This is a genomic window from Rhizobium sp. BK289 (genome assembly GCF_014193575.1).
Classification (GTDB): Bacteria; Pseudomonadota; Alphaproteobacteria; order Rhizobiales; family Rhizobiaceae; genus Rhizobium; species Rhizobium tropici_C.
Genome location: NZ_JACHZO010000001.1, coordinates 497,144 through 508,750, shown reverse-complemented (window position 1 = coordinate 508,750; position 11,607 = coordinate 497,144). Strand labels below are relative to the sequence as shown.

The window sequence follows — 11,607 nt, the reverse complement described above, 5'->3', positions numbered from 1 at the left end:
CTTGAATATACCTAACAATTCTCTGCAGAAGCTCGGCATCGTCGCAGGCTGCCTTTTCTATGGGATCGGCGCCCACGCCGAAGGCATCGATCAGAACCGCCTGGAGCGGGCCGTCAACGAGACCATTCGTCCGCTCATGAAGGATAACGACGTGCCGGGCATGGCAATCGCCGTCACCCTCAAGGGTAAGCGCTACATCTTCAACTACGGCGTCGCCTCGAAGGAGAGCGGCCAGAAGGTGACGAACGATACGATCTTCGAGCTCGGTTCCATCAGCAAGACGTTTGCGGCAACGCTTACCTCCTACGTCGAAGTCAGCGGGAAGCTGTCTTTCTCCGACAAGGCGACGAAATACATGCCGGAGCTGGCTGGTACGGCCTTCGACAGGATCAGCCTTCTCGATCTCGGCACATACACGACCGGCGGCCTGCCTCTGCAATTCCCGGAGAGCGTCAGCAATGATGGAATGATCGCCTATTATCGCAGCTGGCATCCGTCCTTTGCGCCCGGCACGTACCGGCAATATTCCAATCCCAGCATCGGGCTGTTCGGCTATCTGGCCGCACGGGCCATGGGCCAGCCGTTCGATACGCTGATGCAGGACAAGATCATCGCCGGCTTCGGGCTCAAGCATACCTATGTCCATGTTCCCGCCGCCGAGATGGGCAGCTATGCCTATGGCTACTCGAAAATGGGCAAGCCGGTTCGCGTCGGCCCCGGCGTTCTCGACACGCCCGCCTATGGCATCAAGACCACGGCATCCGATATGCTTGCCGTTCTCGAAGCCAATATGGATGGTTCGAAGCTCGACGAAACGTTTCAGCGGGCAGTCGAGGCGACGCATGCCGGCTATTACACCGTCGGCAACATGACGCAGGGGCTTGGCTGGGAAATCTATGCCTATCCGACAACGCTTGCCCGGTTGCTCGCCGGCAACTCATCCGACATGACGCGCCAACCGCACAAGGTCACCCGGCTCGACCCGCCGCAGCCGCTACGCAAGGACGTGCTGATCAACAAGACCGGCTCGACGAACGGCTTTGGCGCCTATGCGGCCTTCATTCCCGCCCGTCAGGTCGGCATTGTGCTCCTGGCAAACAGGAACTTTCCGATCCCGGCCCGCGTCTCCGCGGCCTACAAGATCCTGGCGGCAGTCGAGAGCCTGTCCGGATCGAACGCTGCACGATAGAGAGTGGCTTGAGGATTAGTCAGCTTCGACAAACGGCCGGCCTTCGGAAAAGATATCGAGGCCGGCCTCGCATTTTATGGATTGCCAGACGACCGTCGCGCGGCAACATCGGCTTGGGAGGCCTCTGCCCCGTTGAAGAATTCCTGCAGGAGGCGGGTAATGCGCTCTGGCGATGTACCCTTGGCATATTCTTCCTGCATCCGGCGTCTGACCAACATTTCTAAGACTGACATGTCTTTCACCTCATCTATCCGGCGCAAGGAAAATGTCGCTCTCAAAGGCATGGGAGGCAAGTTACAGTTTTTTCATGATTTTAGCGGCGCGGCGAGAACATCTTCGGCTTTGCCGTCATCGCATTCGGTCCGAAGCGGAGTTGACCGAAGCGTGACCAATCTGCCACTTGCCAAATCCCGGCGCATCGTAGAATTGAAAGCGGCCAATCGGTCGGTTGTTTGCGCTTCCTTAACTTCCGTGCTTTAGCGGGCCACACCCCGACCATTGGATGATGTCGCCTGCAAGGAATGAATAATGCCCATAAAGAAAAGCTCTGCCTCTGACGTTTTCCAGCGCAAGATTTCGGATTTTTGCGATATGCGGCTCAAGCCGCTGCTTCAGCCGCGTAGCTTCGAGAATATCAAAGGCTTCATGATCGGTCTGATCGTTTTCCAGTCGCGCCCTCCTCTTCGGGCAGGCCGCGTCGACTGGCAGGAGATCGCTTCCCTCTGCGGCATGGACGAGGAAATGAGCCCGGAACTGAAGCGCGCGGCCCAGCCCGGCTTCGATGCTATTCTTCGCTGGCTTGGGGCAGCGAAAACCAGCACGGCGCGTAAGCCGCCCGTCGCCTCTCCTGCCGCCCGGAAAACGCCGTTGCGGGTTCCCGCCAAGCCTATTTCCGCTCAGCCCGTGCGCCGCGCTTTGGCGTCTTGAACCGAACTGCGTACCGGCCGCCTATGGCCGGTACGCCACCAATCCGCGTCGCCCGATCTTAAAACCCCAAACAGCACAGACTATCAATCCAGTCGGCAAAGGGCCTGCTTCCAGCTCCCGCTAGGATGGTGCGTTACTTTCATCCGCGATCGGTTTCTGCTGCGGCGCGATCGCAGATCGACGCTTCGGGATATCGCCGAAAAGGCCGCCCGGCCGCACAAGCAGGATGATGCAGAGCATGACGCCGATCGCGACGATCTGAAGCGAGGCCGCACGGGCCTGCTGCTCCGGCGAAAAAAGCACGCTCGTTAGCGCTCCCGATCCAGCCCATATCCCCCAGACGAGAATGCTGCCGACAACGGCGCCCTTGTTGCTGCCTGAACCACCGACGATCAGCATGACCCATACCTGGAAGGTCAGGGTCGGGATATAATTGTCGGGTGCGATGAAGCCGATGAAATGCGTCTGCATGGCACCGGCAAGCCCCATGATCGCGCCTCCGACGGCAAAGGCCTGCACACGGTAGAAGCGCGCGCTCTTGCCGAGAGAAATGGCGGCACGCTCGTCCTCACGCAGCGCCTTGAGAACACGTCCCCAGGGGCTTTTTGCAAGATGCTCCAGCGCAAAATAAACGATCAGCAATGCGACGACCACGATGCCTAGATTGGCAAGATTGAAAAGAAGTGGCGTTTCGGCAAGGCTGGAAAATGGGCGCGGGATGAAGCCGATGCCAAAGGGGCCACCGGTGAGCTTCTGCGCATTCAGCGCCACGAGCTGGACGACAACCGCGACGCCGAAAGTGGTGATCGCCAGATAATCGGATTTCAGCCGGAGCGTCGCCACGCCGATGAGGGCGGCGGCAAGACCGGCGATAATCATTGCGCCGAGCCAGCCGACGAGGATCGGCAGATCGAACCCACCAAACCGCCCGGCCGTATCGGGCGTCGTCAGCAGGGCCGAGGTATAGGCGCCAATCGCTACGAAGCCGGCGAGCCCGACATTGAAGAGGCCGGTCAGGCCCCATTGCAGGTTCAGGCCGAGGGTGATGAAGGAGAAGATCAGCGCGGTGGTCAGGAAGAAAGCGCCATAGCCAATAATGTCCATCATCGCTCCCTCACTCCGAAAAGGCCGATCGGCCGGATGAACAGCACCGCCATCAGGATGATGAACGAGATGGCGGCACGCCACTCGGCACCGACAAGCTGAACCGCGGCCGCTTCGGCAAGGCCGATGATCAGGCCGCCGAGAACCGCGCCCGGCACGCTGCCGATACCGCCGAGAATGGCGGCGGCAAACATCGGCAGCAGCATGTCGAAGCCCATCAGCGGGCGAATCTGCACGAGAATGCCGATCATGACACCGGCGACGCAAGCCAGCCCGCCACCGATCAGCCATGTGACGCGCACGACTTTGGCGACATCGATGCCGACGACGCGGGCAAGCGCCGGATTTTGGCTCAGCGCCTGCATGGAGCGGCCCGTCTGCGTCCTCGTCATCAGCATATGCACGCCGAAGACCAAAAGTGCCGTGACGATCAAAAGGGCGATCTGATCGGGCGTGATGCGGATGCCGAAACCGACGGGCATGGCGATCTGGATGGCGCGGCTGAAATAGGTCGGGCGCGACGTGAAGAGAAATTCGAGCAGGCTGCGCAGCGCCATGGAAGCACCGAAGCTTGCCATGACGACGATGATCGACTGGCCCTTGGCCCTGAGCCTGGCAAACAGCACCTTGTCGAGCGCGAGGGCAAGGACGCCGGTAAAGCCCATCGCCAGGATCACTGCCACGATCAGCGGCCAGCCGAAGGAAAGCGGGCCGATGGGGGCGACCTTGCCGAAGATTGCCCCGATGGCACTGACGACGGCAAGCGTCGCATAAGTGCCCCAAGCCATGAAATCGCCATGGGCGAAGTTCGAGAACCGCAGGATCGAATAGGTGAGCGTGACACCAATGGCGCCTAGGCCGATCATCGAGCCCGTCAGCAAGCCGTCGACGATGAATTGCAGGTTCATGCCGCACCTCCCTTTGTCGACGGTGCTGGTCGCTGCCCGAGATAGAGTTCGGCTACGACAGGATCGTTCCAAAGCTCAGAAGCCACGCCTTCATGCCTGTCCTTGCCCTCGACGAGGACATAGGCGCGATCGCCGATGGCCAGCGCCGCCCTGGCATTCTGCTCGACCAGCAGAATGGTGACGCCGGATTTGCGGATTTCGCTCAGCATGTCGAAGACCATCGAGACGAATTTCGGCGAGAGGCCCGCCGAGGGCTCATCGAGCACGAGAAGCTTCGGGTGAACGATAAGAGCACGCGCAACGGCCAGCATCTGCCGCTGCCCTCCGGAGAGATTGCCGGCCGCGATGCGGCGATGGCGGGCAAGATCCGGAAAGGTCGCGTACATTTCGTCGATACGAGCAGGCACGTCCTTCGGCTTCAGGATGCCGCCGGCGACCTTCAGATTGTCTTCGACGGACATCAGCGGAAAGACATTCTCCGTCTGCGGCACGAAGGCAAGACCGAGCCGCACCATCGTGTGCGCGGGCATACTCGTTATATCCCTGCCAACCAGTTCCACCGTGCCGCTTTCGACCGGAACGAGACCGGCAATCGCCTTGATGAAGCTCGATTTGCCGGCGCCATTGGGGCCGAGCACAACGACGATTTCCTTCTCCGCTACCGTAATCGAGGCGCCGCGCACGATCGGAACACCCGGCTCGTAACCGGCAACGAGATTGCGAACGCTCAAGACCGGTTCGCTCATGCCGCACCTCCCAGATAGGCCTCGATGACGCGCGGATCGCGGGCGACCTCTTCCGGCGTGCCCTCGCAAAGAAGCTGGCCGCTCGCCATCACAAGCACGCGGTGACACAGGCGGGTGACCATATCGATATTGTGTTCAATCAGAAGAAAGGTGACGCCGCGTTGATTGATATCGCGGATGCGGTTGATGATCGTTTCCAGAAGCGTCGCGTTGACGCCGGCCGCCGGTTCATCGAGCAGGATGAGGGCAGGATCGGCCATCATGACGCGAGCAAGCTCCAGAAGCTTGCGTTGACCGCCGGACAGAACGCGCGCCGGTTCATGCGCCAGACGCGTCAGGTGGACGAGGTCGAGCAGCTCCATCGCCTTGGCACGGGCAGCCTTCTCCTCAGCGGCAACCTTCCATGGCCGTAGGAAATTCGATAGCAGCCGCTCGCCCGCCTGATCCTGGGCGGCCAGCATCACGTTGTCGAGAAGCGTCAGATTGGGAAACGGTCGCGGGATCTGGAAGGTGCGTCCAAGACCACGTGCGATCCGCCGATGGGCCGCCTCGCCCGCGACTGCGGTGCCATCCAAGACGATTTCCCCGCTACTCGGCGCGACGCTGCCAGCCAGAAGGTCGAACATCGTCGTCTTGCCGGCGCCGTTCGGGCCGATCAGGCCGAGGATCTCGCCCTGGCGCACGTGAAAGGAAACGTCGTTGACGGCCACGAGACCGCCGAAACGCCGCACCACGTTTCTGGCTGTCAGAACGGGCCGGGCTTCCTCCCCATGCCGTTCAGTTGTCGTACTCATGAGATCCCTCTGGCCGGAAAACAATCGTTGCCGCTTCCCTGATTATTTGATTTGTGATCACACTTGCATTGATCACGCTAATCAGCTTTAATCCTCTTCGCAAGCCGAAAAAGGGATTTCGAATGCAAAAGGCCACCGCCGACAAGAGCGATCCGATTGCCGCACAGCTTGCGCCAGTGGGGCGAGAAACCGTTCAGGACCGGGTCTATCTGGAGCTGCGCCGCGCGCTGATCGGCGGGCTGTTCGAGCCGAGCCAGGTGCTGACGATCCGCGGCTTGGCCGACGCGCTGATGACCAGCACCATGCCTGTGCGCGAGGCGCTCGGTCGGCTCATTACCGAAAAGGCGTTAGAAGCCCTTCCCAATCGATCCGTTCGCGTGCCGCCGATCACGCTGGAGCGCATGGACGATCTTCTGCGCGCTCGCATCCTGATCGAAGGCGAGGCGATCGCGCTTGCCGCGACCCGCATGACGCCGCGGCAGATTACGACCATCGAGAGCATGCTCGGCGAATGGGATGAGATGCGCGCGCTGAAACACAAGAAGGACGTCGACCGCGAGGTGACGTTGAACCAGGCCTTTCACTTCGAGATCTATCGCGCCTGCGGTTCCGCCGTGCTGATCCCGATGATCGAAAGCCTTTGGTTGCAATCCGGCCCCTGTATCCGCGTCGCGATTTATGCCTTCTCGGATGCCGGTGAGGTCGATACCGCCCATTATCACCGCACAATCGTCAAGGCGATCGCCGCGCAAGACGCCAAGGGAGCCCGCGATGCACTGATCGCAGACATCAGCCGGCCGTTCACCTTCCTGCGCAGCAAACTGGAAGCCGAAGCCAAGAAGGGCCAATCCGTATGAGCCAACGCGCCATCAAGATCACCGAACCACGTTCCGGCCTCAGTGTATTGGCGCCTCTGCTGGAAGCCAAGGCGCCCGACAATGCCGCCTTTCTGTGGACCTATCTGAATGAGTCGCGCGTCGTCAGCGGTATTCATGCCATGTGGACCGGCCCGGAAATCTCCTGCCCGATCCCGCCGGCGCATCTGAAAGGTGCTTCCTATGCGAACGCCCTGCCCGCCGAGAACGCGACACTGACGCCGCAGCCAGGCGATATCGTGCTCAGCTACGTGCCGCCGCGTATGTGGGGCGGCAATCCAGATGCGATCTTCGATATCGGTCTGTTCTATGGTCAGGGCGCTCGCCTGCTCTTCCCGATCGGCTGGCTTGCCGGCAGCGTCGTCGCGCAAGTGCGCCCTGAAGAACGCGAACACTTCGCGGCGGCCTGCGGCGTCATCCGCCGCAACGGCGCCTGTGACGTCACCTTCGAACGCGCGGAGATCTGAGATGGCGGCTGAAAGCGACGACAGTTTCGAGCTCTTCGATCTTAGAGTGGAAGCGGTCATTCCCGAGGGCAAACCGATCTATTGCGGCGCCAAGCCGGGCGACTATTTCGAACTCAAGGGCGAAATGCTGTCCCTCCCTGCGGGCCAGGGCTTTTCGATCTACTCCATTTCAGCCGTCCTGCCGCTGCTGGCGGCCAAGCAACGGCCAACTCACAAGAACGACTGGATGACCTCGGACGCAGAAATCGCCTGCCCCGACCCCAATTGCGCGAGCCGGCTGCGGATCGTCAGAACGGGCAAACGGCGGTTCAGCCATGCCGACACAACGGCCGTGCCGTTGCCCGAAGGAGAATGAATTGCATGACCGCCAAGACTTTTGAGCTCAGCCCCGGATACGAGATCTCCCGCGTCATCCGCGGCGGCTGGCAGCTTGCCGGCGGGCACGGCGCCATCGATCGCACCCAGGCGGTGACCGACCTGATCGCCGCCTTCGACGTCGGCATCCGCACCTATGACTGCGCCGACATCTATACGGGCGTCGAGGAGCTGATCGGCGAGGCGCGCGAACGGCTCCGCAACGAGCGCGGCACGGAAGCCTCAAGCGCGATGAAGGTCCACACGAAGCTGGTTCCTGATCTGGAAAAGCTCGCAACCATCAGCCGCGACTATATTCGCGGCATCGTCGACAAATCGCTTCGCAAACTGAAGACCGAACAGCTTGACCTGGTACAGTTTCACTGGTGGGACTACTCCCTGCCCGGCTATCTCGAAGCCCTGAGCTGGCTGGACGAGATGCGCCGTGAAGGCAAGGTGCGTAATGTCGGCACGACCAATTTCGATACACCTCATATTGCCGAGATTCTGAAAGCCGGCATTCCACTCGTCAGCCAGCAATTGCAATATTCCGTTCTCGACCAGCGGCCGTCGCTTAGCCTCGCCAAGCTGGCGGCGGAGAACGAGGTGAAGTTCCTCTGCTACGGCTCGGTGGCCGGCGGCTTCCTGAGCGATAAATGGCTGGGGCAGCCGGAACCGGACATGCCGCTCGAGAACCGCTCTCTCGTCAAATACAAGCTGATCATCGATGACTTTGGCGGCTGGGAGCTGTTTCAATCGCTGCTCGGCACGCTGAAAGCCATCGGTGATCGTCATGGCGTCGATATTGCCACGATCGCCAGCGTCTGGGTGCTGGAGCAGCCCCAGGTGGCCGCTGTCATCATCGGCGCCCGCAACCAGGCGCACGCGCTCGCCAACGCTAAGATCATGGATATTGCACTCTCGGACGAAGACCGCCGCCAGATCACCGACATCATCGCCCAAAGCCCCGGACTTGAAGGCGACGTCTATACGCTGGAGCGCGACCGCACCGGCAGGCACGGCTCTATCATGCATTACAACCTCAATGCGGGGAAGGTATGAGCCAGCAATCGCCTCTCTTCCGCAAAGCCAGCGCCGAAGTCATCGATTTCCATCGCTTCTTCGAAGCCTGGTACGATGCCGCGACTGCCGATCATACGGATTTCGGCCGCTGCGAACGCACCTTCGGCCAGGCCTTCCATATGATCCCGCCGACCGGCCGCATCTTCGACCGCGCTGAAACCATCGAGCTCATCCGGGCAAACCGGGCGACGTTTCAGGGCAATTTCACCATCGAGATTTCGGATATCCGCGCGAGCTACGAAACTACGGATACGATCGTCCTGACTTATGTCGAAGCGCAGACGCGGGCGGGCAAATATAGCCGGCGTCAGGCGAGCGCCCTTTTCACTGCAAGTTCATCGGCACCCAACGGCGTCGAATGGCAGCATCTGCATGAAACCTGGCTGCAGATGCCGGAGACCTGACAGGTTCTAAAAAACGGAAATGAAAATCGTTGACCGAACAAGGGGAACAAAGATGAAGAAGACGATATTTCAAATCACCACGGCTCTGGCCCTTCTCGCTGCCGCCGGCGCCGCCAATGCCGCGGACTGCAAAGTCACGGTCGGCCTCGTGATGGAACTGACCGGCCCGGCCGGCGAATATGGCCAGGCAGGCGCGAAGTCCGTCGAGATGGCCTTTCGCGACATCAATGCCGCTGGCGGCGCCCATGGCTGCGATCTGGTGACGGATACACGCGACAGCCAGAGCCAGGGCAATGTGGCAGTGGATGCTGCGACCCAGCTGGTGCAGGTCAAGAAGGTACCGGCGATTATCGGCGGCATTATTTCTTCGGTGACGATCCCGATCCTGACCTCGGTCACCGCGCCGGCCAAGATCGTGCAGGTATCGCCGGCAGCTTCCTCGCCGACGCTGACGGCGCTCGGCCGCGACGGCAAGACCAACGGTATATTCTTCCGCACCATCACCTCAGATTCGCTGCAGGGCATTGCCGCTGCCAAATATGCGATCGACAAGGGCTTCAAGAAGCTCGCGATCATCCACGTCAACAATGATTTCGGCGTGAACATGGTCGCCGAATTCTCGAAGGCCTATAAGGCGCTCGGCGGCACGATCGTCTCGACGACGCCCTACAATGAAAAGCAGTCGAGCTATGCTTCGGAAGTCACCGCCGGCATGGGCGGCGATCCGGACGGCCTCTACCTCGTCAGCACGCCGGTCGACGGCGCGACAATCGCCCGCACATGGATCTCGCAAGGCGGCCCGCAGAAGTTCCTGCTCAATGACGGCATGAACAGCCCGGACTTTATCGATTCCGTGGGCGCCGACTATCTGAAGGACGCCTTTGGCACCTCCTCCGGCACGACGCCGACGCCCTCGACCGACTATTTTAACAAGAACTACAAGGATTTCTCAGGGATCGAGCCGACTAATCCAGCCGCTGACCGAGCCTATGATGCGGGCGCGATCGTCGGTCTCGCGCTTGCTATCGCCGGCGACGACACCTCGAAGCTGAAGGATGCAATCTTCAAGGTCGTCGACTCCAAGGGCACGCCGATCTATGCCGGCAAGGAAGAGTTCGCCAAGGCGCTCGGCCTCATCAAGGAAGGCAAGCCGATCCGTTACGAAGGCATCATCGGCCCGGTCTCCTTCGATCAATATGGCGACATCACCGGCCCATTCCGTCTCTGGAAGATCGCCGACGGCAAGATCGTCACCGACGGCGAGCTGAAGATGGAAGACGTTTCGACCCTGAAGGATAAGATCAAGTAGGCGACACTCTACTTTGCAAAAAGGCGAGGTGCTCCCCATCGGCGCGCCTCGCTTGAAATCATCCTAGCGCAATCCTTTCAGCGGTTGATCTATGGTGACAGCTATCTGGCGTAGTTATTGAGAGATCCTCCGCTGATGCCCGGCAGTGCCCCTCGCCCCACCAATCCGACCCTGTGGACGCTGACAGCCGGCCCTGCCCCTGAACTTTCCCACGACCTGCCTTCCCGCTCAGACGTCGTCGTGATCGGCGGCGGCTTCACCGGCCTGACCGCAGCACTTCATCTTGCCCGCGCCGGCCGCTCCGTGACCGTTCTTGAGGCCGGGCGGCTGGGTGCGGGAGCCAGCGGCATGAATGCCGGCTTCGTCGTTCCCAATTTCGCCAAGGCCGATCCGGCGACCGTCCGTCAGAAGCTGCCGCGCGACAAGGCGGATGCGCTGTTGTCGCTCGTCGGTGCGGGCGCCGACGAGGTGTTTGCGACCATCGCGGAGGAGCAGATTTCATGCGATGCGGCGCAGACCGGTTGGCTGCAGCCCGCTTATGGCGACGACATGGCTGCGATCCTGCGCCAAAGGGCGAAGGACTGGACAGAGCTTGGTCGTCCAGTCGAATTTCTCAATGCCGGCGCCGTCCGGAACGAGACCGGTATGACTATCTATTCCGGAGGATTGATCGATCACTCCGGCGGCACCATCCACCCGCTAAATTATCTCTATGGGCTCGCAAGGGCGGCCATGCGGCGCGGCGCTATGATCCGCGAAAACAGCGTGGTCGAGCACGTCGAGCGACATGCCGGCACCTGGCACGTTAGCCTCGTGGACCATGAAATCGAAACGGAGGTCGTCATCCTCGCCACCAACGCCTTCACGAGCGGCATAGCTTCCCGCATGGGCCGAACGGGCGTGCCGTTAAAGGTGTATCAAGTGGCCACGAAGCCGATCGATGCCGAAACCGTTGCGCGGATCGCTCCCAATCGCCGGCCCGTCGGCGATACACGCTCCAACCTCTTCACCTACCGGCTCGATCGCGACAACAGGCTGATCAGCGGCGGCATGGCGATCAATCCGGTCGGTGCCTTCGAGCGCGTCGGTCGCGCCGTCGTCGACCGGCTCACATCCGAACTCCGCCTGCCGCATCATCCGGGTGTGGAGATCGTCTGGACCGGAACGGCGATCATGACGCCGGATTTCCTGCCGCGCCTCTATCGTTTCGGCGGCGGCTTCTTCGGAGGGATTGGCTGCAATGGTCGCGGCATCGCCATGACGGCGCAGCTTGGCCGGACACTGGCGAGACTGGCGCTCGGCGAAACGGCGGAATCCCTGCCGATTCCGCTGCAATCCAGCCACCCGCTGCCGTTCCACCGATTCACGCCCGCCGTCGCTTCGCTTGCTCTGGCGCATGCGCGCTTTGAAGACTGGCGCACCGGGCGTCGATAGCTTGGTGAGAACA

13 protein-coding genes are annotated in these 11,607 nt (G+C 61.1%); 9 read left to right on the top strand and 4 right to left on the bottom strand.

Annotation, left to right across the window (positions count from 1 at the left end; translation table 11 throughout):
- The first annotated feature begins 1 nt into the window (after position 1).
- A complete protein-coding gene (ampC, locus tag FHT84_RS02365) occupies positions 2–1,189 on the top strand; it encodes a class C beta-lactamase (protein WP_112344882.1) in 1,188 nt (395 codons plus the stop codon).
- A 528-nt stretch (positions 1,190–1,717) separates the two neighbouring features.
- Positions 1,718–2,116, top strand: a complete 399-nt coding sequence (locus FHT84_RS02360; protein WP_112344880.1) for a hypothetical protein — start codon at positions 1,718–1,720, stop codon at positions 2,114–2,116.
- Between the two features lie 120 nt (positions 2,117–2,236).
- Here the strand turns inward: FHT84_RS02360 and FHT84_RS02355 are convergent, their stop codons facing one another.
- From FHT84_RS02355 to FHT84_RS02340, 4 genes are read right to left on the bottom strand one after another with little or no spacing between them, the layout of a single operon-like run.
- A complete protein-coding gene (locus FHT84_RS02355; protein WP_112344879.1) occupies positions 2,237–3,223 on the bottom strand; it encodes a branched-chain amino acid ABC transporter permease in 987 nt (328 codons plus the stop codon).
- Positions 3,220–4,128, bottom strand: coding sequence for a branched-chain amino acid ABC transporter permease (locus FHT84_RS02350; RefSeq protein WP_112344878.1), 909 nt, complete (start codon positions 4,126–4,128; stop codon positions 3,220–3,222). The genes FHT84_RS02355 and FHT84_RS02350 overlap by 4 nt, the downstream gene beginning before the upstream one ends.
- A complete protein-coding gene (locus FHT84_RS02345; RefSeq protein ID WP_112344877.1) occupies positions 4,125–4,874 on the bottom strand; it encodes an ABC transporter ATP-binding protein in 750 nt (249 codons plus the stop codon). Before FHT84_RS02345 ends, FHT84_RS02350 begins: the two co-directional genes overlap by 4 nt.
- On the bottom strand, positions 4,871–5,668 hold the full coding sequence (locus FHT84_RS02340; RefSeq protein ID WP_112345207.1) for an ABC transporter ATP-binding protein: 798 nt from the start codon (positions 5,666–5,668) through the stop codon (positions 4,871–4,873). Before FHT84_RS02340 ends, FHT84_RS02345 begins: the two co-directional genes overlap by 4 nt.
- A 122-nt stretch (positions 5,669–5,790) precedes the next feature.
- Between FHT84_RS02340 and FHT84_RS02335 the strand changes: the two genes are divergently transcribed.
- The 7 genes from FHT84_RS02335 to FHT84_RS02305 all read left to right on the top strand — a co-directional run bounded on the left by FHT84_RS02335 (position 5,791) and on the right by FHT84_RS02305 (position 11,594).
- The gene (locus FHT84_RS02335) at positions 5,791–6,525 is read left to right on the top strand and encodes a GntR family transcriptional regulator (protein ID WP_112345206.1); all 735 of its coding nucleotides are present in this window, start codon (positions 5,791–5,793) and stop codon (positions 6,523–6,525) included.
- A complete protein-coding gene (locus FHT84_RS02330; protein WP_145644286.1) occupies positions 6,522–7,010 on the top strand; it encodes a DUF3830 family protein in 489 nt (162 codons plus the stop codon). The genes FHT84_RS02335 and FHT84_RS02330 overlap by 4 nt, the downstream gene beginning before the upstream one ends.
- Before the next feature lies 1 nt (position 7,011).
- Positions 7,012–7,365: a TIGR04076 family protein gene (locus FHT84_RS02325; RefSeq protein WP_112344875.1), complete on the top strand. Its 354-nt coding sequence runs from the start codon at positions 7,012–7,014 to the stop codon at positions 7,363–7,365.
- Between the two features lie 5 nt (positions 7,366–7,370).
- Positions 7,371–8,426: an aldo/keto reductase gene (locus FHT84_RS02320; protein WP_112345205.1), complete on the top strand. Its 1,056-nt coding sequence runs from the start codon at positions 7,371–7,373 to the stop codon at positions 8,424–8,426.
- Positions 8,423–8,851: a hypothetical protein gene (locus tag FHT84_RS02315; protein WP_112344874.1), complete on the top strand. Its 429-nt coding sequence runs from the start codon at positions 8,423–8,425 to the stop codon at positions 8,849–8,851. The genes FHT84_RS02320 and FHT84_RS02315 overlap by 4 nt, the downstream gene beginning before the upstream one ends.
- A 52-nt stretch (positions 8,852–8,903) precedes the next feature.
- Positions 8,904–10,160 (top strand): ABC transporter substrate-binding protein, encoded by a 1,257-nt coding sequence (locus FHT84_RS02310; RefSeq protein WP_112344873.1) that lies wholly within the window; start codon positions 8,904–8,906, stop codon positions 10,158–10,160.
- 135 nt (positions 10,161–10,295) lie between these two features.
- Positions 10,296–11,594, top strand: a complete 1,299-nt coding sequence (locus FHT84_RS02305; protein ID WP_112344872.1) for an FAD-dependent oxidoreductase — start codon at positions 10,296–10,298, stop codon at positions 11,592–11,594.
- Positions 11,595–11,607: the final 13 nt, after the last annotated feature.

Bases quoted from the DNA above. Each gene is read 5' to 3' on its own strand.
- FHT84_RS02325 (WP_112344875.1), top strand. From the start codon at position 7,012: ATGGCGGCTGAAAGCGACGACAGTTTCGAGCTCTTCGATCTTAGAGTG.
- FHT84_RS02360 (WP_112344880.1), top strand. From the start codon at position 1,718: ATGCCCATAAAGAAAAGCTCTGCCTCTGACGTTTTCCAGCGCAAGATT.
- FHT84_RS02335 (WP_112345206.1), top strand. From the start codon at position 5,791: ATGCAAAAGGCCACCGCCGACAAGAGCGATCCGATTGCCGCACAGCTT.
- FHT84_RS02320 (WP_112345205.1), top strand. From the start codon at position 7,371: ATGACCGCCAAGACTTTTGAGCTCAGCCCCGGATACGAGATCTCCCGC.
- FHT84_RS02315 (WP_112344874.1), top strand. From the start codon at position 8,423: ATGAGCCAGCAATCGCCTCTCTTCCGCAAAGCCAGCGCCGAAGTCATC.
- FHT84_RS02340 (WP_112345207.1), bottom strand. From the start codon at position 5,668: ATGAGTACGACAACTGAACGGCATGGGGAGGAAGCCCGGCCCGTTCTG.
- FHT84_RS02345 (WP_112344877.1), bottom strand. From the start codon at position 4,874: ATGAGCGAACCGGTCTTGAGCGTTCGCAATCTCGTTGCCGGTTACGAG.
- FHT84_RS02330 (WP_145644286.1), top strand. From the start codon at position 6,522: ATGAGCCAACGCGCCATCAAGATCACCGAACCACGTTCCGGCCTCAGT.
- FHT84_RS02305 (WP_112344872.1), top strand. From the start codon at position 10,296: ATGCCCGGCAGTGCCCCTCGCCCCACCAATCCGACCCTGTGGACGCTG.
- FHT84_RS02310 (WP_112344873.1), top strand. From the start codon at position 8,904: ATGAAGAAGACGATATTTCAAATCACCACGGCTCTGGCCCTTCTCGCT.
- FHT84_RS02350 (WP_112344878.1), bottom strand. From the start codon at position 4,128: ATGAACCTGCAATTCATCGTCGACGGCTTGCTGACGGGCTCGATGATC.
- FHT84_RS02355 (WP_112344879.1), bottom strand. From the start codon at position 3,223: ATGATGGACATTATTGGCTATGGCGCTTTCTTCCTGACCACCGCGCTG.